16 protein-coding genes and 1 tRNA gene are annotated in these 20,715 nt (G+C 45.4%); 10 read left to right on the top strand and 7 right to left on the bottom strand.

Annotation, left to right across the window (positions count from 1 at the left end):
- Positions 1 to 73 precede the first annotated feature (73 nt).
- Positions 74 to 985 (top strand): UDP-3-O-acyl-N-acetylglucosamine deacetylase, encoded by a 912-nt coding sequence (gene lpxC / locus ACH19P_RS00175; protein ID WP_462156541.1) that lies wholly within the window; start codon positions 74 to 76, stop codon positions 983 to 985.
- A gap of 30 nt (positions 986 to 1,015) precedes the next feature.
- Here lpxC and ACH19P_RS00170 read toward each other — a convergent pair whose 3' ends face one another.
- Positions 1,016 to 1,522, bottom strand: a complete 507-nt coding sequence (locus tag ACH19P_RS00170; RefSeq protein ID WP_462156540.1) for a DciA family protein — start codon at positions 1,520 to 1,522, stop codon at positions 1,016 to 1,018.
- 430 nt (positions 1,523 to 1,952) lie between these two features.
- On the opposite strand from ACH19P_RS00170, the gene secA reads away from it, so the two are divergent.
- The 6 genes from secA to nagP all read left to right on the top strand — a co-directional run bounded on the left by secA (position 1,953) and on the right by nagP (position 13,658).
- Positions 1,953 to 4,655 (top strand): preprotein translocase subunit SecA, encoded by a 2,703-nt coding sequence (gene secA / locus ACH19P_RS00165; protein ID WP_462156539.1) that lies wholly within the window; start codon positions 1,953 to 1,955, stop codon positions 4,653 to 4,655.
- Between the two features lie 56 nt (positions 4,656 to 4,711).
- The gene (gene mutT / locus ACH19P_RS00160) at positions 4,712 to 5,101 is read left to right on the top strand and encodes an 8-oxo-dGTP diphosphatase MutT (protein ID WP_462156538.1); all 390 of its coding nucleotides are present in this window, start codon (positions 4,712 to 4,714) and stop codon (positions 5,099 to 5,101) included.
- A gap of 93 nt (positions 5,102 to 5,194) precedes the next feature.
- Positions 5,195 to 7,285, top strand: a complete 2,091-nt coding sequence (locus tag ACH19P_RS00155; protein WP_462156537.1) for a M13 family metallopeptidase — start codon at positions 5,195 to 5,197, stop codon at positions 7,283 to 7,285.
- A gap of 199 nt (positions 7,286 to 7,484) precedes the next feature.
- Complete coding sequence (gene ggt, locus ACH19P_RS00150) at positions 7,485 to 9,197, top strand: gamma-glutamyltransferase (RefSeq protein WP_462159288.1); 1,713 nt, start codon at positions 7,485 to 7,487, stop codon at positions 9,195 to 9,197.
- A gap of 167 nt (positions 9,198 to 9,364) precedes the next feature.
- On the top strand, positions 9,365 to 11,992 hold the full coding sequence (locus tag ACH19P_RS00145) for a family 20 glycosylhydrolase (RefSeq protein ID WP_462156536.1): 2,628 nt from the start codon (positions 9,365 to 9,367) through the stop codon (positions 11,990 to 11,992).
- 358 nt (positions 11,993 to 12,350) lie between these two features.
- Positions 12,351 to 13,658, top strand: a complete 1,308-nt coding sequence (gene nagP / locus ACH19P_RS00140) for an N-acetylglucosamine MFS transporter NagP (protein ID WP_462156535.1) — start codon at positions 12,351 to 12,353, stop codon at positions 13,656 to 13,658.
- Between the two features lie 68 nt (positions 13,659 to 13,726).
- On the opposite strand, the gene yjjG is transcribed toward nagP, so the two are convergent.
- The 3 genes from yjjG to ACH19P_RS00125 all read right to left on the bottom strand — a co-directional run bounded on the left by yjjG (position 13,727) and on the right by ACH19P_RS00125 (position 15,902).
- Positions 13,727 to 14,404, bottom strand: coding sequence for a pyrimidine 5'-nucleotidase (yjjG, locus tag ACH19P_RS00135; protein ID WP_462156533.1), 678 nt, complete (start codon positions 14,402 to 14,404; stop codon positions 13,727 to 13,729).
- 2 nt (positions 14,405 to 14,406) lie between these two features.
- Positions 14,407 to 14,949 carry an inosine/xanthosine triphosphatase gene (gene yjjX, locus ACH19P_RS00130; RefSeq protein WP_462156532.1) on the bottom strand — a complete coding sequence of 181 codons (543 nt, stop codon included), beginning with the start codon at positions 14,947 to 14,949 and terminating at the stop codon, positions 14,407 to 14,409.
- 95 nt (positions 14,950 to 15,044) lie between these two features.
- Complete coding sequence (locus tag ACH19P_RS00125) at positions 15,045 to 15,902, bottom strand: HDOD domain-containing protein (protein ID WP_462156531.1); 858 nt, start codon at positions 15,900 to 15,902, stop codon at positions 15,045 to 15,047.
- 155 nt (positions 15,903 to 16,057) lie between these two features.
- Here ACH19P_RS00125 and ACH19P_RS00120 point away from each other — a divergent pair, with 155 nt between their 5' ends.
- From ACH19P_RS00120 to ACH19P_RS00110, 3 genes are all read left to right on the top strand, one after another.
- Positions 16,058 to 16,522 carry a thioredoxin family protein gene (locus ACH19P_RS00120; RefSeq protein WP_462156530.1) on the top strand — a complete coding sequence of 155 codons (465 nt, stop codon included), beginning with the start codon at positions 16,058 to 16,060 and terminating at the stop codon, positions 16,520 to 16,522.
- Between the two features lie 308 nt (positions 16,523 to 16,830).
- A complete protein-coding gene (locus tag ACH19P_RS00115) occupies positions 16,831 to 17,520 on the top strand; it encodes a phage tail protein (protein WP_462156529.1) in 690 nt (229 codons plus the stop codon).
- 61 nt (positions 17,521 to 17,581) lie between these two features.
- Complete coding sequence (locus ACH19P_RS00110; protein WP_462156528.1) at positions 17,582 to 18,490, top strand: tetratricopeptide repeat protein; 909 nt, start codon at positions 17,582 to 17,584, stop codon at positions 18,488 to 18,490.
- Positions 18,491 to 18,565: 75 nt separating this feature from the next.
- Here ACH19P_RS00110 and ACH19P_RS00105 read toward each other — a convergent pair.
- From ACH19P_RS00105 to accB, 3 genes are all read right to left on the bottom strand, one after another.
- Positions 18,566 to 18,642: transfer RNA gene (locus ACH19P_RS00105), tRNA-Ile, on the bottom strand.
- A gap of 232 nt (positions 18,643 to 18,874) precedes the next feature.
- Positions 18,875 to 20,215, bottom strand: coding sequence for an acetyl-CoA carboxylase biotin carboxylase subunit (gene accC, locus ACH19P_RS00100; protein ID WP_462156527.1), 1,341 nt, complete (start codon positions 20,213 to 20,215; stop codon positions 18,875 to 18,877).
- A gap of 27 nt (positions 20,216 to 20,242) precedes the next feature.
- Positions 20,243 to 20,698: an acetyl-CoA carboxylase biotin carboxyl carrier protein gene (gene accB, locus ACH19P_RS00095; protein ID WP_462156526.1), complete on the bottom strand. Its 456-nt coding sequence runs from the start codon at positions 20,696 to 20,698 to the stop codon at positions 20,243 to 20,245.
- Positions 20,699 to 20,715: the final 17 nt, after the last annotated feature.

The raw sequence follows: 20,715 nt of genomic DNA, 5'->3' as shown, positions 1-20,715 counted from the left end.
ACTAATTTGTTAACTGGTGCGATATGTGATACAATCCGCCGTCTATTTTTAGTTATTAAGTGAGCGAAAGCCTATGATCAAACAGCGTACGATTGCAGAAGTAGTCAAAGCCACGGGTGTTGGTCTCCACAAGGGTGAGAAGGTTTCCTTAACTCTCCGACCAGCGAGCGCGAATACTGGGATAGTATTTCGTCGCGTGGACCTTGATCCGGTTGTGGATTTCGAAACGACCCCGGAAGCGGTGGGCGATACGCAATTGTGTACCTGTTTAACTAATAAAGACGGCGTTCGCTTATCAACAACCGAGCATTTGATTGCTGCGGTTGCGGCGTTAGGTATTGATAACCTAATCGTTGAACTTGATAGCGGTGAAGTACCGATCATGGATGGTAGTGCGCTACCTTTCATCTATCTACTTCAGAAAGGCGGAATCGAAGAGCAAAACGTTGCAAAGCGCTTCATTCGTATCAAAGAAAAAGTGCGTGTTGAAGAAGGCGACAAGTGGGCTGAAATTGAGCCGTACGACGGCTTCCACATTGACTTTGAAATTGCGTTTGATCACCCAGCTATCAACGAAAGCCGCCAACGTATTGGTTTGGATATTACCCCACAGAACTTCATTGAAGAGATCAGCCGTGCGCGTACGTTTGGCTTCATGAAGGATATCGAGTACATGCATGCCAACAACCTTGCACTAGGTGGCAGCATGGATAACGCGGTTGTGTTGGATGAGTTCAAAGTTCTGAACCCAAATGGTCTTCGTTATGCTGATGAGTTCGTTAAACACAAAATTCTAGATTGTGTTGGCGACATGTTCATGACCGGCCACAATATTCTTGGCAAACTGACTGCGTATAAGTCAGGTCACGATTTGAACAACAAGTTGTTGCGTAAGATTATGGCAACAGAGTCAGCTTGGGAATGGGCTACATTTGAAGACACCGTGTCTATGCCTGCTCCTGCGCTTGAGCTACACAGAGCTTAATGTGATGTAAATTAGATAAAAAATGACGCTTCAAAGCGTCATTTTTTTTTGTCTGCCGTGTTGAGCTAATCGTTTTAACTTCTCTTGCAGAGACGGTGGCGCAGATTCGGCAATGTGCTCCAAATACTCAGCTGTTTGCGCGCTCATTTTTCGTTTGCTGCTCTGGCCTTCACCCACCGTGGGCTGGACAATAGTTTTTGGTATTCGTTGTGCCGCGTTTGGCGAAGTATTGATTTTTACTTGGCATAAATCGACCATTCCGCTTTGCCTAAATGCAGAAAGAATATCCATTTTTATGTAATTTAACTTAAGCGCTACAGTGGCTGTTGCGGCCTCGATAATGAGTGTGCCTTCACGGATGTTGGCTACATTGCACTTCTTGGCTAGGTTTTCCCCCACAGCCTGATGCAATGTTACTTGTTGTGCTGCTAATGATTCAGATTTTGCGCTATAGCCAGCTATGCGAGAGCCGATTTTAGGGTTTAACTTCCCTAAGACTTCGTTTATTTGTTTTGGCGCATAACGATCTTTTGCCATAAACAGCATTTACCTCTTGAATTTGTCCAAATCGTCACCACTTCTCATTACGATGCTTGAGCCAAATGTGTGTATTTGGACCCCGCTTACCATTTCGAAGTTTGCAAAGATTTCTCTGAACGTTATGATAGGCCAGCGATAATACCAATGCCATTAGTTTTTATGGGCTAGACACTGTAAACGCAGGTTACCAGTGGGGCTGCTGATGGGGCTAATGTAATTGGTATTATTAGGTGCTGCAATTCATTGAGTTTGTTATGATGTCGCTCAAAAGTACACCGCTCAAGCAGTCACACTCAATTGGTCCACAACCAACGCCCTTATGTCATTTGAGCGCGGTAAAAATGGATTAGATAGTTCGCGAGTGAATCAGGGTCTTTCTAGAAGAACCCAGAGCGCTTAACGCAGATGAGAATGTAACGGTTAAATCATGATCACGAAAATATTTACCAAGTTATTTGGTAGTCGCAATGACCGCACAATTAAAAATTTACGCAAAACGGTCGCTTTAATAAATGCACTGGAAGGTCAGCTAGAGTCTCTCAGCGACGAAGAACTAAAAGCAAAAACAGCTGAGTTTCGTGAACGTTATAACAACGGCACAAGCTTAGATGATCTGTTACCAGAAGCATTCGCAGTGGTGCGTGAAGCATCAAAACGTGTATACGGCATGCGTCACTTTGACGTACAGCTAATTGGCGGCATGGTATTGCACCAAGGCCGTATCGCAGAGATGCGTACCGGTGAAGGTAAAACGCTAACAGCGACGCTGCCCGCTTACCTCAACGGTATTTCAGGAAAAGGTGTTCACGTAATTACGGTGAATGACTATCTAGCAAAACGTGACGCTGAAACAAACCGTCCATTATTTGAATTCCTTGGTTTAACCGTTGGCTGTAACGTGCCTGGTATGATGCCTATGCAGAAGAAAGATGCATACGCAGCAGATATCACATACGGTACCAACAACGAGTTTGGCTTTGACTACCTGCGCGACAACATGGCATTCAGTGTTGATGAGCGCGTGCAGCGCCCACTGAACTTTGCAGTTGTGGATGAGGTGGATTCAATCCTTATCGATGAAGCGCGTACGCCGCTTATTATCTCTGGCCCTGCAGAAGATTCATCGCAACTATACGCGCAAATTAACACCATCGTTCCTGAGCTTGTGCTTCAAGAAAAAGAAGATGAAGAAGGTGTTGAAGGCGATGGTGATTTCACTATCGACGAAAAAGGAAAGCAGGTTCACCTGACTGAGCGTGGCCAAGTTAAAGTTGAAGAGTTGCTAACGGCGCGTGGTTTGATAGAAGAGGGTGACTCTTTATATTCAGCTGGCAACATTACGCTGTTAAGCCATGTTTATGCTGCTCTTCGTGCACATAAGCTATATCAAAAAGACGTAGATTACGTTGTTAAAGACAACGAAATTATCATCGTTGATGAACACACAGGTCGTACGATGGAAGGTCGTCGTTGGTCTGAAGGTTTACACCAAGCTGTTGAAGCAAAAGAAGGTGTAAAAATTCAAAACGAAAACCAAACTCTGGCTTCAATCACTTTCCAGAATTACTTCCGTATCTACGACAAGTTAGCAGGTATGACAGGTACCGCGGACACTGAAGCGTTCGAATTCCAGTCTATCTATGCACTCGATACTGTAGTGATTCCTACCAATAAGCCAATGATCCGTGACGACCGTGCTGACTTGGTTTACCTGACTCAAGAAGAAAAATACGAAGCGATTTTGGCAGACATCAAAGATTGCCAAGAACGCGGCCAGCCAGTACTTGTGGGTACTATTTCAATCGAAAGCTCTGAGTACCTTTCTCAGTTTTTACGTAAAGAAAAGATTCAACACAACGTACTAAACGCTAAATTCCATGCTCAGGAAGCTGACATCGTTGCTGATGCAGGTCTTCCTGGTAAAGTAACCATTGCCACTAACATGGCCGGTCGTGGTACCGACATCATGCTAGGTGGTAACTGGCAAAGCGAAGCTGAAAAGCTTGAAAATCCAACTGACGAGCAAATTGCGAAAATCAAAGAGCAATGGCAGAAACGTCATGATGATGTAATCGCTGCGGGCGGTCTTCATATCATCGGTACAGAGCGTCATGAATCACGCCGTATTGATAACCAGCTTCGTGGTCGTTCTGGTCGTCAGGGCGATGCAGGTTCAAGCCGTTTCTACCTATCTATGGAAGATGCATTAATGCGTATTTTCGCAGGTGAGCGCATGACTAACATGATGCGTAAACTGGGGATGCAACGCGGTGAAGCAATCGAACACCCTTGGGTAAACCGTGCAATTGAAAACGCTCAGCGTAAAGTTGAAGCTCGTAACTTCGATATTCGTAAGCAATTACTTGAGTATGATGACGTGGCCAACGACCAGCGTCGTGTTGTGTACGCACAGCGTAACGAGCTACTTGAAGAAGGCGATATTTCAGAAACCATCGATGCAATTCGCAGCGATGTGATCAATGGTGTTATTGACCAATACATTCCACCGCAATCTCTAGCAGAAATGTGGGATGTGCCGGCACTAGAAGATCGTTTGAAAGCCGATTACTTGCTAGATTTACCAATCCAGCAATGGCTAGCTGATGACAATAAATTGTTTGAAGAAAAGCTGCGTGACCGTATCGTTGAAGAAGCTATGAATGCCTACAAAGCGAAAGAAGAAATGGTGGGCCCACAAGTGCTTCGTCAATTCGAAAAAGCGGTTATGCTACAGAGCTTGGATCAACATTGGAAAGACCACCTTGCAGCAATGGATCACCTACGCCAAGGTATTCACTTACGTGGTTACGCTCAGAAGAATCCAAAGCAAGAGTACAAGCGCGAGTCTTTCGAGCTATTCTCTGCGATGCTTGAGAACCTAAAAATCGACGTAGTAAATATTCTTAGCAAAGTACAAGTACGTGCTGAAGAAGACGTTGAGAAAGTTGAAGAGCAACATCGTAAGTCGGAAGAGGCTCCTCGCCAATATCAGCATGCTGAAGCTGAGCATGTTGGCGGTGAAGCACCTGCTCCTGTGTCAGCGCGCGCTGAACCAAAAGTAGGTCGTAACTCTCCGTGTCCATGTGGTTCTGGTCAAAAATATAAGCAATGTTGTGGCAAATTAAGCTAATAACGTTCGAGTGATTTAAAAAAGCGGCTGTAGCCGCTTTTTTTATGGAGTAAAAAATGAGTCAAAAAGTAGTCAATGTAGCGGTGGGGATCATTCTTCGTGGTCAGCAAAGCTTTATTTGTAAGCGCCCAGACGAGAAACACCAAGGCGGCCTTTGGGAATTCCCAGGCGGTAAAATAGAATCGGGTGAAACCACGACCCAAGCACTTGCTCGTGAACTATTAGAAGAAGTTGCCATCGATGTGCATAGTAGTGAACCGTTTATGGTGATAGAGCACGATTATGGTGATAAAAAAGTGTGCTTGGATATCCACAAAGTGAGTGACTTTACAGGTGAGCCAAAAGGCGCTGAAGGTCAGCAAGGACAATGGGTCGCGATCAATGAACTAGCGCAGTACGCTTTCCCAGAAGCGAATCAGGCTATCCTAGAAAAATTGTGTTCATAATTTGTTACAAACTGCGTTTCTCGCATCTTCACCTTGGGTTTAATATGGGGATGCTAGGAAACACTCCTTCATAAACAAAATCGGGATAATAAAATGTATAAAGTAACATTAGCAGCGGCTGCAACAGCCATTGCCTTGGGCCTTGCTGGTTGTAACGATCAACCGCAAAGCGCTAATACACAAGCTGAACCAGCACAAAAAGTTGCAGAAAAAGAAACAAAAAAAGAGCAACAACTAAGTTCAGGTATTGAGTTGGCAAACATCGATAGCGCGGTACGTGCTCAAGATGATTTCTACTACCACATCAATGGCAAATGGCTAGAGCGCACGGAAATTCCAGGCGATAAATCAAACTATGGTTCATTCACTGCACTTTATGACCAATCACAAGCAGCGTTGAAAGAAGTTATTGAAGCAGCAGCTAAAAATACAGCTGCACCTGCTGGTAGCGATGAGCAAAAGTTAGGCGCTTTCTACACGAGCTTTATGGATCTTGAAGCGCTAGAAGAAAAAGGTATTGCGCCATTAAAGCCATACATAGAGAGCATCGCGGCGGTTGCTGATAAAGGTGCGTTGGTTAACTTAATGGCAGGTATCCGTATTCAAGGTGGTACAACACCATTTGCTTGGTGGGTAAATAACGATGCGAAAAACTCAAGCCAGTATGCCTTGTATGTATCGCAATCAGGTTTGGGTCTTCCAGATCGTGATTACTACCTAAAAGACGATGAGAAATTCACTAACATTCGTGCTGAGTATGTAGCCTACATCACTGACATCTTAACGAAAACTGGTATTGAAAACGCGGATAAAGTTGCTGCAGATATCCTCGCACTTGAAACTGAGCTAGCAACTGCGCAATGGAGCCGCGTTGAAAGCCGTGATGCGACTAAAGCGTACAACAAGATGACGGTTGCACAAGTAAATGAATTAATGGGCGAGTTCGACTTTGCACAGTACTTGAAACAGTCAAAAGTAAATGCCGAAGAGCTGGTTGTTCGCCAACCTTCATACTTTGAAAAGCTGGGTGAAATCTACGCGAAGACTGACTTAGCAACATGGCAAAACTACCTGACGTTCCACTTTGTTAGCAATTATTCAGATGAGCTAAGCAAAGAGTTCGTTGACCGTAAATTCGCATTCTATAGTACAACGTTACGTGGTGTTGAAGAGCAGCAACCGCGTTGGAAAAAAGCAGTAGATTCAGCTAACTCGGTGTTGGGTGAATTGCTTGGTAAGGTCTACGTTAAAGACAACTTCCCACCGCAAGCCAAAGCGCGTATGGAAGAGTTGGTTGCTAACTTAATTAAAGGTTTTGACCAAGCAATCGATGGTCTTGAGTGGATGAGCGCTGAAACCAAAGTGGCTGCGAAAGAAAAGCTGAACAAGTTCACACCAAAAATTGGTTACCCAGACAAATGGAAAGATTACTCTGCGCTTGAAATCAAAGCAGATGATTTAGCGGGTAACTTTATTCGTCACAGCGAGTGGTCTTACGATGAAATGCGTAACAAGCTAGGTCAACCAGTTGATCGTAGCGAGTGGTTCATGACACCGCAAACGGTGAATGCTTACTACAACCCAGTAAACAATGAAATCGTGTTTCCAGCGGCGATTCTACAGCCTCCGTTTTTCAATCTTGAAGCGGATGATGCTGTAAACTACGGTGCGATTGGTGCGGTTATTGGGCACGAACTAGGCCATGGTTTTGATGACCAAGGCGCGAAGTACGATGGTGACGGTAACCTACGTAACTGGTGGAGTGAGCAAGACTTGGCACAGTTCCAGGAGCGCGGTCAGAAGTTAGTATCTCAGTACAATGAGTACGCACCATTTGAAGATGCAAACGTTAACGGTGAGCTGACGCTGGGTGAAAACATCGGTGACCTTGGTGGTTTAACTGTTGCGTACAAAGCGTATCAGTTATCACTCGGTGGTACAGATGCACCAGTGATCGATGGTTACACGGGTGATCAACGTTTCTTCATGGGGTGGGCGCAAATCTGGCGTCGTAAATACCGTGATGAAGAGCTACGTAATCGCCTAATGACGGATTCTCATTCACCAAGTCACTATCGTGTAATTGGTGTACTTCCAAATATGCCAGAATTCTATCAAGCATTTGATGTTAAAGAAGGTGATGAGATGTACATCAAGCCAGAAGCACGTGTGAAAATCTGGTAATTGATATCATCTAATGATGCTAAGGCGTGAGGTTTTTAGTCTTGGGTTTGTACCCTAACTAATAGCCCGCGCCTTTGTTTTATAACAATTTTGTCTCATTCCCCGCCCTTATTAACGCAACCCCATTGCGTCCAAGCGTATTTATCTACTAAGTTAGTTGTTTAACGTAATTGTTTACCCTAACGAAGAGTAGAGAATAATAATGAAGCGAATTAAACAAGGATTATGCCTAGCAGGGATTTCGCTGAGCTTATTGTCGTCAGGAATGACGTTTGCACAAGACCGTATCACAGGCAAAGAGTTTGCCACTCGCTCTGAAGTGATTGCCACTGAAGCCATGGCCGCAACTTCTCAACCATTAGCCACCCAAGTAGCCCTTAATATCCTGCGCCAAGGCGGTAATGCGATTGATGCAGCCATTGCGGCTAATGCGATGTTGGGTCTTGTTGAGCCAACAGGATGTGGTATCGGCGGTGACCTTTTTGCAATTGTCTACTCAGCTGAAGATGGCAAACTCCACGGATTAAATGCCTCGGGTCGTTCACCTCTGGGGTTGAGTTTTGAAGAACTGAAAAAAATTACCAAAGAAGAAGGCAAGATCCCAAGTTATGGCCCTCTTCCAGTATCAGTTCCTGGTGCCGTAGATGGTTGGTTTGAGCTGCATAAAAAGTTCGGCTCACTGCCCATGGCGCAAATCTTAAAGCCAAGTATTGAATACGCAGAGAAAGGCTTTCCTGTGAGTGAGCTGATTGCTTATTACATGCAACGCAGTGTCTCCGCGCGTGGTCAATATCCGGGTTTCCAAGAAGTCTTTATGCCAGATGGTGAGATGCCGAAAAAAGGTGAAATCTTCAAAAACCCAGCACTTGCCAATACCTACAAACAGCTTGCGATGGGCGGCCGTGATGCGTTCTACAAAGGCAAGATTGCCGAAGAGATAGACAGCTACATGAAAGAAAACGGCGGCTATATCACCTATGAAGATTTAGCCAATCACACCAGTGAGTGGGTGAAACCAGTGGCAACAACGTACCGTGGTTACACATTGTGGGAATTGCCACCTAATGGTCAAGGTATTGCCGCGCAACAAATCCTCAATATCCTCGAAGACTATGATATCGCGGGGATGGGATTTGATAGCCCAGAGTATATTCATACTTTTGTTGAAGCGAAAAAGCTCGCCTTCGCTGATCGCGCAAAATATTACGCCGACCCTGCGTTCAACGATATTCCCGTCGAACGTTTGATTTCCAAAGACTATGCCAATGAACGCCGTCAATTAATCGACCCGAACAAAGCGGCGAAACGTGACCACGCAGGGCCGATTGAGGGTGACACCATTTATCTCACAACCGCTGATAAGCACGGCAATATGGTCTCTTTGATCCAAAGTAACTATCGTGGCATGGGCTCGGGCATGACGCCTGAGAAATTGGGTTTTGTATTGCAAAACCGTGGTGAGCTTTTCTCGTTAACCGAAGGTCACTTCAATCAATATGAGCCGGGTAAGCGCCCATTCCACACCATTATTCCTGCGTTCGTGACCAAGGATAACAAGCCGTATATGAGCTATGGCGTGATGGGCGGCGCAACACAGCCGCAAATGCACGCGCAAATTCTTATCAACATGATTGATTTTGGTATGAACTTACAAGAAGCGGGCGACGCCCCGCGTATCTTGCACTCAGGTTCAACTCAGCCTACGGATGAAATCATGACCGATGGCGGTTACGTCTCACTAGAGAGCGGTTTTAGTATGGAAACGCGTCGTGAATTGATGAAAAAAGGCCACACCCTGCAAGAAGCTGTAGGACCTTACGGTGGTTATCAAGCTATCTTAAAAGACCCACAAAACGGAGTTTATTACGGTGCATCTGAGTCACGTAAAGATGGGCAAGCTGCGGGTTACTAAGCCAATTGTTGATGCAGATAAGGCGGCTTCTGGCCGCTTTATTTATAGGACTTAGGTCGACAATTGGTCATAATTTAGCGCAAATGATAGCGCTGTCATTTTTTATTTTATATGATGTAAACAATCGCACCAAAAATTATAACGATTGTCCGAGGGTAGGAGTGAATATGTTTAAACCCAGTTTAATTGCGGCCTTGATGATGCCACTGGCTGCAACTGCGCAGTTAACACAACAGCAAGTAGATGCCTTTGCTGCCAATACTGAGTTGATGTATTCAGTAAAAACCAACTTTCATAACCAAGATAAAAGCTTCTTGGGGGAAATAACGCTAACCAATCGTTCTGATGTTGATTTACCCGCGGGTAAACAAGATTGGCAAATCTATTTGCACAATGTGCGCAAAATGACCGAAGGCGTCAGCCAAGGACTTAAAATTGAGCATGTTAATGGCGATTTACACCGTTTAACGCCAACTGCTGAGTTCCCCGGGTTAGCAAGCGGTGCACAGTTAACTATCCCGTTTGAAGCCGCCGTGTGGGTTGTTGCTTACAGTGACTTTATGCCGCGTGCATTTGTGGTTGCCAAAGGCACTAAGCCAGCTATTTTCGCTAACACGGACTCCGAAGATTTCAGCGACTTTGTGGCGCCTTTTACCACTGAGCAGCAGTTACGCCGTTACAATCAACCGCTCGATAAAACGGTGTTGATAGATGCTAATGTGCGCTTTGAACGTAATCAAAGCAATGCCGTGGTCGATGCTGAAGCGGCGCACCAACGCATTATCCCTAAACCGCAAAGTGTGGACATCAATCGTGGTATCACGATGCTAGATAATACTTGGCAGATCCGTTTTGCAGGCCAACTTAAATCCGAAGTGACCTTGTTTCAACAAAGCCTTAAGAACAAGTATCAACTTAACCTTGATGCCCAGCCAGATCACATTAGCGCGCCTAAAACCAAAGTAATTACTGTCTCAGTGGACTCTGGCATAAACCAATCCGAAGGGTATGAGTTGGACATCGACGGTGAGCGCATTCGCATCATCGCTGCGGACAACGCAGGTGCGTTTTACGCGATGCAGAGTCTGCTGGCACTCTTACCAGCAAATGGCAGCCCGACGCTTGCAAATGTTGAAATTAACGATGCACCTCGCTATTCATGGCGCGGAATGCACTACGACAGCGGCCGTAACTTCCACGGTAAAGAGGCGATGTTTAAACTTGTAGAGCAAATGGCGCGCTACAAGATGAATCGCCTGCACTGGCACTTTTCTGAAGACGAAGGCTGGCGCCTTGAAATCCCGGGATTACCGGAACTCACCGAAGTGGGCGCGTATCGTTGTTTTGATTTAGAAGAAAATGAATGTTTGTTGACTCAGCTAGGCACAGGCCCTTTTAAATCAGGGTCGGGCAATGGCTTTATGAGCCGCAATGATTTTATCGAACTGCTGAAATTTGCTAGTGAGCGCCATGTGCAGATTATCCCAGAGATAGAAGGTCCAGGTCACGCTCGTGCCTCTATTAAAGCAATGGAAGCGCGTTACCGTAAACTTAAGGCCGATGCACAAAGTATGGCGCGTAACTCGCTTACTAATCAGCAGTTGGGTCCGCAGGAGATCACCACGGCGGATTTGTCGAAAGCGACTCAGTACCTACTCACTGATCCAAAAGACACCTCGAGTTATATCACGGTCCAGAACTACACCGACAACTCCATGAACGTGTGTATGGACTCAACCTATGCCTTCATCGACAAAGTCACCTATGAGCTACAGCAGATGTACCGTGAAGCGGGCACTAAACTCGATTACTTGCACATTGGCGGTGATGAGGTGGGTGCAGGCTCGTGGCTGGGCTCGCCAGCGTGTCAGGCGCTATTTGCAGAGCCGAACAATGGTGTAGCGGGCGTCGCTGACTTAAAACCGTATTTCACCAAGCGCGTGGCTGACCTTCTGCACAAACGTGGTATTGCGCCGGGCATCTGGGAAGATGGCATTATGTACGACAAGGTGAACTCTTTTAATCGTAATGAATATGCCAACAAAACCTTCTTCACTAATGCGTGGGATAATATCTGGGAATGGGGTGTTGCAGACAGAGCCTATCGTTTAGCCAATGATGGTTACCAAGTGGTGCTTTCACACGGCACACACTTATACTTTGACCACCCGTATGAGGCGCATCCCGCTGAGCGTGGTTACTACTGGGCGACACGTTATACCGATACTCAAAAGGTATTTGGATACATGCCAGATAATGTGTATGCCAACGCTGATTACACACGTACACGCGAAAAAATCGACAACTTAGAGGCGTTAGTTGGTCGACCTATGCCTAAATTGGAAAAGCCAGAAAACATCCTTGGTATGCAAGGGCAGGTGTGGTCAGAAACAATTCGTACAGAAGAACAAATGTTAGAAATGGTGTTTCCGCGTATTCTTGCCGTTGCTGAGCGGGCTTGGAATAAAGCGCCATGGGAAGGTGATACGGTCAACGAGAAGCAAAAAGCACTGGATTGGCAGGGTTTCGCTGCTGCCTTAGCTTACAAAGAATTGCAGAAGCTAGACCGTGATGGTATTGACCTCCACTTACCTGTACCAGGCGCCAAAATTCAAGATGGTAAGCTGTATGCCAACAGCGCGTTTGCTGGATTACCAATAGAATTCAGCACGGATGGTGGCAAAACGTGGCAAATTTACACAGCTCCAATCGTGGTTAATAACGTGGCGAAAATCACGTTGCGAACACGCGTGAATAGCCAAGCAAGTCGCACAACGAGCGTTGTTGTCGAGTAATTTAATTAGGCTGTGATCCCCCTTTATGTTGGCTCACAGCCTTATAAATCTTGCCTTTCAAAAGTAATTAAAGTATGCCAACTAACTGTTTATTAAGTTGTTATTTCAGTCTCTGAATTCTTGCTGGTAAAGTAATCGCTTTTGACGTAAAGTTTATGGCAGCGCTGTCATTTTTGTAAACTAACTGTTAGTTGTAATCTAACGGGGCGTGAATGTGGTGCGACTACAACAATAATAGCTAACCAGCGAAAGTCTGGTAAAAAGGCGACTTAACTTAGCCGTGCTCGTCAAAACGAGACGTTCATGATTATGAATACCGCCGTTTTGATGGTATATAAATCGACAACGAGAAGATTTTATGGAAGCAACAGTGTCTAATACGAACAAACAAAGCAACTTTGTGCCAATGGCCATTGTTGCCACCCTGTTTTTTATCCTCGGTTTTGCGACGTGGTTAAACGGCTCATTGATGCCGTACCTCAAGCAAATTCTTGATTTGACGCCTTTTCAAGCGTCATTAATTTTATTCTCTTTCTACATCGCCGTGACTTTCACCGCAGTGCCTTCGGCAATGATCATTCGCAAGATTGGCTATAAAAATGGTATGGCGCTGGGCATGGCAGTGATGATGCTTGCAGGCTTCTTGTACGTGCCTGCGGCGAAAACGCAAGTATTTGCACTGTTCTTGTTTGCTCAGTTGGTCATGGGTATTGGCCAAACGTTACTGCAAACTGCGGTAAACCCGTATGTTGTTCGCATTGGTCCTGAAGAGTCAGCCGCTGCGCGCGTGAGTGTGATGGGGATTCTGAATAAAGGCGCGGGTGTATTAGCACCTATGGTGTTTACTGCGCTTATCTTAAGTAACTTCACCGGCTCTGTGGGTAAAGAGTTATCACAAGCAGAAATCAATGACATGGCCAATAGCCTGATCATGCCATACATTGGCATGGCGTTGTTCATTGGTGTTCTGGCACTGGCGGTGAAATTCTCGCCATTACCAGAGTTGGCTGATGATGAAGAGCAAAGCCAAGAGCAAGGCCAAGTTAAAGCGGCGCTGGCGCGTCCAAGTCTAGCATTAGGTGTATTAGCGCTTTTTGTTTATGTTGCGGTAGAAGTTATTGCCGGCGACACCATTGGTACTTTTGCGCTGGCGTTGGGCGTTGAAAAATACAGCGTGATGACGTCTTACACTATGGTGTGCATGGTTATTGGTTATGCGCTAGGCATTGTGCTTATTCCACGCGTTATCTCACAACAAACGGCGCTGACTGTTTCCGCGGTTTTGGGTTGTTTACTGACCCTAGCAATTGTCTTTGGTGATGCGCAATCGACTATGATTGCGAATGCCATCTTGGTGCCGTTCGGCGGTGTAGCGCTGCCAGACCCACTGGTACTGATTGCGGTGTTAGGTTTTGCCAATGCGATTGTGTGGCCAGCAGTATGGCCGTTGGCATTGTCAGGCTTAGGTAAGCTCACGAGCGTCGGTTCAGGCCTATTAATTATGGGTATTGCTGGTGGTGCGTTTGGTCCGGTATTCTGGGGCCTTGCGAGTGGCTCAGAAGGCACCGCACAAGGTCAACAAGGTGCTTATCTTGTGATGTTACCTTGTTATCTGTTCATTCTTTTCTATGCTTTGAAAGGTCACAAGATGACTTCTTGGAAGTAAGCCAATAGAAGTTTAAAGATTTTTCAAAATAATCCCGTGTAAATGCCAGCTAAGCTGGCATTTTTTTGTCATTCTTCTAGCAAGAGTGAACGCAACTGGCACAAAGACTTTACCTCTATTGTCGGGCGCAGGTGTTCTGGGGCGATTTTTTCAAGTCGGTTCAACCAGCAGGTATCAATGCCCGCATTTATGCCACCTTGGATGTCAGACTCTAAGGTGTCACCAACCATGAGAATTTCACGTTTGGGTGGATTACCCATTAATTCAAAGGCGTGCTCGAACACGGCCATATGCGGCTTGGCATAGCCTACTTGCTCAGAGATCACCAACCAGTCAAACGTGCCTCTTAGGCCTGTTTTCTCAAGTCGTGCACTTTGCAGCTCAGTGAAGCCATTGGTAATAATGCCCAGTCGGGCTTTGCCCCTGAGGGCATTCAGTAACTCTATCGCGCCGGGTAAAGGCTCGCAGATGCTGGCCATGGCTTCCATAAACAATAAATTGAGTTGGCTAGGTGCAATATCGACGCGCTCAGCCCAGCTAGAAAAGCGCCTTTCTTGCAGTTGCTTTGCCGTGATTTCATTGTTCTGATACTGCACCCACAGTGGTTTATTTACCCGGTCAAACTCCTGATAATCTTCTTTTGTGAATTCGATATTGAGCTTAGAAAAAAGTAGTTGTAGCCCTGCAAACGCATCAAAGTGGAACAGCGTTTCGTCAGCGTCGAATAAAATCCATGGATAGCGCATTGTTAGCTCTTAAATAAGTCAGGGTGAATGAAAGGAGCCATCGCCAGCGTTAGCGCTTGCTGATAGGTGCTTTGGCGTGTGGCATGACCCTGTGTGAGCAGGCCAATGGCACCCCCTTGTTGTTTAATATTTGTGGTGTTGAATGCGGCATCCATGACATCACCGAGTTCTTCGCCTTGCTCTAGCTTGGCATAAAGTGATTGTGGTAGTGGTAAATTGCAGCTGCGGCCCACACTTTGGCTACCCCTGTGGCTAATCACCACATAGGCAAAGGTGGCAGCGCCGTATTCAAAACTTGCAGCTCCCCCTTCCATCGCCATATAAAAATCAGCGTCGTAATGAGCCTGGCAATGACTCACGCGATTTTGTGCACCAAGCAGGGTATCATGTTCACCCAAGGGCTGATCGGAAACGCCTGATGGGGCATCAACGCCTCTGCAGTCAATTTCACATTCAGGAAAGTAGGTGGCTAAGGTGGTTTTTGCGGCGTTAATTTTGACGGGGTTTTTAGACCCAACAACAAGGGTAATTCGCTTATTTTGCATGCTGCTGACTATCACTCATCGACATTCAATAATGTGCAGCAGTGTACCATGTCTCATTACAGATTTTAGTGGTGTGATGTGAATTTAACCGGCACTTAGCTTGAGCCATAAATTAGTAAAGATTCGCCCGCTTCAAGATAATTTTGATATTGGTTTTCTTCCCAGCCCAGTGTTTCTAATACTTTAGGTTGCAGGCTGCTCCAGTAGTTTATGTTGCGAAAACGCTTGTGGAAGTGAGCAATATTTTCTGCGACTTTGAGCACGCTGTAATAAATTCTTTCTTCTTCGGTGCGTTGTTCGTCGAGGAACTCAATATCATGATGCCTAAGCACGGTGTTGCACAGAATATTGGGTAAGTGCCACGAGTGCGCCATGTAAAACCCTAAAATAGCGTGGTTACACGGATAACGCTTGTCTTCTATTTCCGTCAGCGACACGTTGATATTGTCGTTCGCTTCATTCAACACATGCACATAGTCAGGGAAGTTCATGGCCATCATCGGAATGCCAATATCGTGGAATAACCCCAGAGTTTGTAAATTATCGACTTGAATATTCTTATTGCGAACGCCTTGGCCTAAGTATGAGCACAGACGAGAGATTTCTGTTGCTGTATCCCAAAAGCGTGCGAGCGAAATACAGCATGCTTCTTGGCGAAAAACCTGCTTGAGTAGGTAGCGAGAAGCAATGTGGCTGATTGTGTTTAAACCGAGCAAGATAACCGCGTACTTAATATCAGCGATTTCTTGGTTTTGGCCAAATCCTGGTGAGTTTACAACGCGTAATATTGCAGCGGACATAGCAACATCTGCCGCAACCAACTCGCTTACCGTATCTAAGCAAGGTTCAGGGCGGTTTAATTCTTCTTGTAACAGATGTAAAGCAGTTGGTTTTACTGGTAGCTTAAAACCCGCTTCTAGCTGTGCAAGCAGCTGCTCATCAATGCGTTGCATGTCTCCCCCGAGTTAGTAAGCTAAGTTTAGCCCAATTATGTAAACGCGCATCAGTAAACTCATGAAAACTATTAAGTAGTTTTTAATTAGACAGAAGCTTCGAACAGCTGTAACGTCTAAAATAAGTTTCTCAACATACCAAAGCTCATTCTGCTATGCACACAATTATTAAAACTCTGGTGATGATTTTTTCACTGACATTGGCTATCTCGTCTTGGGCAGAAGAGCCCTTTGTTGGCCAAATGGACACACATACACTACTTGAAAAATATGACGACTTTTCAGAGGAATATGAAGATTTCGATGCTTCTGATGAAGATCTACTGCTGATGCAAAATCTACAAGGGAAATCGATAGTCGTCCTCTTTGGTACATGGTGCCATGATAGTCAGCGAGAAGTTCCGCGTTTGCTAAAGTTACTTGCAAAAGCCAATGTGGACCTTGCTGAATTGAAGCTTGTCGCTGTGGATTACTCAAAAGAGGATGATATGGGTATTGCGAAAGAATTTGAGCTTAAATACACGCCAACCTTCATCGTTCTTGATGGTGACAAAGAGATCGCTCGTGTTATTGAAAAGCCCGAGGGCACATTGGCAAGTGCATTAACTCAGTTTGATTAATTGCACTTTAATGTATTTCGATGTCCAGCGTTTGTACTGGGCATCGCATTCAGCGTTAGGGCTGAATCATAGACTGATAATATCCTCACTACGAGTCGCTTTTTAGCATGGTGAACCCTGCTGCACATCCTGATCAAATTAATCGTTGTTAAACACTGCGACTTACCTGGCCAAAACTAACCTATACTCTCAAAGTTAATTATTAATTAACAAATGCATTGTTGAAGACTAACTCTAAGTTATTCATGGCACTAGCGGTAAAGCCAACAATTTTGCTTCCTTAACTTATCTAGTAAAGGAGTTAGAATATGAAAAAATTCACTAAAAAATTGCTAGTGACAGCGAGTATGATACCCACAATCATGTTTGGTACTAACGCGTTTGCCTGTGCTGGAGAGGGTACACAGCTCCTCGGAAGTATGTGTGCATTTGCCGGAAACTTCGCACCACGAGGATATGCCTTGGCTCATGGCCAGATATTATCTATTGCTCAGAATACAGCGTTGTTTTCTATTGTAGGCACCACATATGGTGGTGATGGACGTACAACCTTCGCTTTACCAGACACCCGTGGTCGCGCTCTAATTGGTTGGGGTAATGGCCCGGGTTTAAATAATTATCAACTCGGTGCAAGAGGTGGGGTTGAGCAAGTTACCCTGTCACCAGCGCAGATACCAGCGCACTCTCATACCGCACTAACTGATATCTCAGGTGATATAGACATAGATGGTGTTGTTGATCTGTATGCCTTCAGCGGTAAAGCAGATTCGAAAAGTCCCGCGGGCAACTCTCTGGGAGGGTTGAGATACGCGTCCGATGCTCCGGATGTCATGATGAATACCGACTCAATTTCATTTAGTTTGGTTGCACAGAATAACCTTACGGCCTTGACGGCTGTCGCTGATACGGGAGGCGGGTTATCCCATGAGAATCGGATGCCATATGTTGCGGTAACTTGGGCTATTGCACTTCAAGGCATTTACCCATCGAGAAACTAACTCAATGCTGTGGAAATCAACAAGGGGTCATTTTGCGTGCTTATTGCTCATTTCTAGCTTAATGCCCCTATCTTCAAGTTATGCTGAGAGTTCAAATGGCTCTCTTGCAAGTGGGTATGAGGCGCTCGCTGCAGAAAACTATGAACAGTCTTTTGAAATCTTTTCAGCGCTCGTCAATCAAGGCTCCACAGAGGCTCATTTTTCATTAGCTCTCTTTTATAAAAACGGTTGGGGGCAAGTAGAGTCAAACTCTAAAAGAGCGTGCGAGTTATTTTCGTATGCCGCAAAAAATGGCATCCCGGTCGCACAACAGGAATATGGTTATTGTATTGTGCATAACCATGGTGTTGATAACAATGACAGGCCTGAAGAATGGTTTAAAAAAGCGTATGACGATGGTGTATACGAAGCTGCTTGTGACATAGGCCGTTTATATTTAGGTACTCAGTGGCAACAGCGAAATCTACCACTAGCCATAAATTGGTGCGTACAAGCGGCGCGACGAAGTGCACTTAAAGCGCAAGTGACATTGGGCGACATATACGCAAACTACAGCGAAGTATTCAATATAGAGCAGGCAGAGTTTTGGTATACCCAAGCAATAAATAATGACTCTGGAGAAGCCGCATATAAGCTCGCAAAGATTTATCTGCGGCTTATTGGCCAGCAGCAAGGAGGGGAAGACGCAGCGAATAGAGCGCTGTTCTTGATGGAATTAGCTTCATCTCGTTTTATGGAAAAAGCCTATGAACCAACAGCGAAGATGTATTGGAAAAAGCTGCAATCTAGCGCTACTGATGGCTCAGCCCTGTTGGCAAAAAGCTACCTATGGGCAAAAGCCGCACATCATGTGAACCCAACAGCACAAGCAACACAGTTTTTAGCGGAAGTTGAACGTGAACTACCTACACAGTGGAAAACGAAACTGGACTTGCAAGTCGAGGAGTTTATTAAAAGTAAGGTGCACTAAACTTGTTGGAAGGGTATTAACAACGTTAGGTATATAGGCGCGAATGAATGCTAAGGTAAATGAGGGTTTAGTAAATGGTGGCCCCACCTGGACTCGAACCAGGGACCTAACGATTATGAGTCGTGCGCTCTAACCAACTGAGCTATAGGGCCATTTTGTATCTTTGGTGCTTACTGTAATTTATAAGGATAGGAGATATCCTCAAGTAAGCGCCGAGCAGTATAAAAAGTTTTCTAGGCCTTGTCACTAGCTAGCTGGCGATTATTTATGTTTGTATAAATCAATCGCTTACTTATTGGTCGATCTGTCCAAAACTGAGAAATTTGCGCTTAAAAACAAAAAAAGCCGACTAACGTCGGCTTTTGGCTTTGCTTAACATTTTATTTATAGGCCAAGCTTCTTCTCAAGATAGTGGATGTTTGTACCACCATTATGGAAGTTCTCGTCCGACAAAATAATTTTGTGTAACTCAGTGTTGGTTTTGATACCGTCAATCACAAGTTCATTTAAAGCGTTGCGTGAACGAGCGATCGCTACGTCACGGTTTTCACCGTAACAGATCAACTTACCGATCATTGAGTCATAGTGAGGCGGTACTGTGTAGTCCGCATAAATGTGGCTATCCCAACGAATACCCAAACCACCTGCAGGGTGGAAGCGAGTAATTTTACCCGGTGAAGGGATAAACGTTTTAGGATCTTCCGCATTGATACGGCATTCAATCGCATGACCACGGATCACTACATCGTTCTGCGTGATTGATAGAGGCTGACCGGCAGCAATTTTCAGCTGCTCTTTGATAAGGTCGATACCGGTAACCATTTCAGTTACTGGGTGCTCTACCTGAATACGTGTATTCATTTCGATGAAGTAGAATTCGCCATTTTCATATAGGAATTCAAACGTACCCGCACCACGATAGCCAATTTCAAGACAAGCACGCGTACAGCGCTCACCGATGTACTTACGCATTTCCGCAGTAATACCTGGCGCTGGTGCTTCTTCCACAACTTTCTGGTGACGACGCTGCATTGAACAGTCACGCTCACCTAGGTGAATTGCATTACCTTGGCCATCAGCAAGTACTTGCACTTCGATGTGACGTGGGTTTTCAAGGAATTTTTCCATGTAAACCATGCCGTTACCGAAGAATTGCTTTGCTTCTTGCTGTGTAAGAGCGATTGAATCTACCAGCTCTTTTTCGCTACGAACAACGCGCATACCACGGCCACCGCCGCCGCCAGCTGCTTTGATGATTACTGGGTAACCGATGCGCTTAGCGATTTGCATGTTGCGATCGTTATCTTCAGTAAGCGGGCCGTCAGAACCAGGTACACATGGTACGCCAGCTTTACGCATTGCTTCGATAGCCATCACTTTATCACCCATCACGCGAATCGTGTCGCCTTTAGGGCCGATAAAGATGAAGCCACTTTGCTCAACTTGGTCGGCAAAGTCTGCGTTTTCTGAAAGGAAGCCATAACCAGGGTGAATTGCTACTGCGTCAGTTACTTCAGCCGCTGCGATAATACGAGGAATATCTAGGTAGCTTTCAGAAGCCGCTGGTTTACCAATACAAATAGTCTCATCTGCAAGAAGCACGTGTTTTAAGTCGCGGTCAGCGGTAGAGTGTACCGCAACCGTTTTAATGCCGAGCTCTTTACAGGCGCGCAACACGCGAAGTGCAATTTCACCTCGGTTTGCGATTACAACTTTATCTAACATAGTTGATGCCTTGTTTGGGTTGCGCGATTATTCGATGATGAAAAGTGGTTGATCGAACTCAACTGGCTCGCCATTTTCAACCAAGATAGCTTTAACAGTACCAGCTTTGTCAGCTTCAATTTGGTTCATCATTTTCATCGCTTCAACGATACAAAGTGTGTCGCCAACATTTACTTTTGAACCTACTTCTACGTATGCAGGTGCTTCAGGAGAAGATGCAGTGTAGAAAGTACCTACCATTGGAGATTTAACTTGGTGGCCAGTAGGCTGTGCAGGTGCTGCCGTTGGTGCTTCAGCTGCTGGAGCAGCTACTGGAGCTGGAGCAGCTACTGGTGCAGGAACCGAGTACTGTTGTGGCATAGCAACTGGAGCTGGGCTATGACGATTGATACGTACCGACTCTTCACCTTCAGTGATTTCTAGTTCAGCAATACCTGTTTCTTCAACAAGTTCGATTAATTTTTTAATTTTGCGAATGTCCATGAAAAACCCGCCTGTTA

It is taken from the genome of Pseudoalteromonas sp. GB56 (assembly GCF_054923835.1).
This window is presented reverse-complemented; position numbering and strand designations above follow the sequence as displayed.

Coding starts and splice junctions, on each gene's coding strand:
- ACH19P_RS00155 (WP_462156537.1), top strand. CDS start 5,195: ATGTATAAAGTAACATTAGCAGCGGCTGCAACAGCCATTGCCTTGGGC.
- ACH19P_RS00115 (WP_462156529.1), top strand. CDS start 16,831: ATGAAAAAATTCACTAAAAAATTGCTAGTGACAGCGAGTATGATACCC.
- ACH19P_RS00125 (WP_462156531.1), bottom strand. CDS start 15,902: ATGCAACGCATTGATGAGCAGCTGCTTGCACAGCTAGAAGCGGGTTTT.
- mutT (WP_462156538.1), top strand. CDS start 4,712: ATGAGTCAAAAAGTAGTCAATGTAGCGGTGGGGATCATTCTTCGTGGT.
- nagP (WP_462156535.1), top strand. CDS start 12,351: ATGGAAGCAACAGTGTCTAATACGAACAAACAAAGCAACTTTGTGCCA.
- accC (WP_462156527.1), bottom strand. CDS start 20,215: ATGTTAGATAAAGTTGTAATCGCAAACCGAGGTGAAATTGCACTTCGC.
- yjjX (WP_462156532.1), bottom strand. CDS start 14,949: ATGCAAAATAAGCGAATTACCCTTGTTGTTGGGTCTAAAAACCCCGTC.
- lpxC (WP_462156541.1), top strand. CDS start 74: ATGATCAAACAGCGTACGATTGCAGAAGTAGTCAAAGCCACGGGTGTT.
- ACH19P_RS00145 (WP_462156536.1), top strand. CDS start 9,365: ATGTTTAAACCCAGTTTAATTGCGGCCTTGATGATGCCACTGGCTGCA.
- ACH19P_RS00170 (WP_462156540.1), bottom strand. CDS start 1,522: ATGGCAAAAGATCGTTATGCGCCAAAACAAATAAACGAAGTCTTAGGG.
- ACH19P_RS00110 (WP_462156528.1), top strand. CDS start 17,582: ATGCCCCTATCTTCAAGTTATGCTGAGAGTTCAAATGGCTCTCTTGCA.
- secA (WP_462156539.1), top strand. CDS start 1,953: ATGATCACGAAAATATTTACCAAGTTATTTGGTAGTCGCAATGACCGC.
- ACH19P_RS00120 (WP_462156530.1), top strand. CDS start 16,058: ATGCACACAATTATTAAAACTCTGGTGATGATTTTTTCACTGACATTG.
- accB (WP_462156526.1), bottom strand. CDS start 20,698: ATGGACATTCGCAAAATTAAAAAATTAATCGAACTTGTTGAAGAAACA.
- yjjG (WP_462156533.1), bottom strand. CDS start 14,404: ATGCGCTATCCATGGATTTTATTCGACGCTGACGAAACGCTGTTCCAC.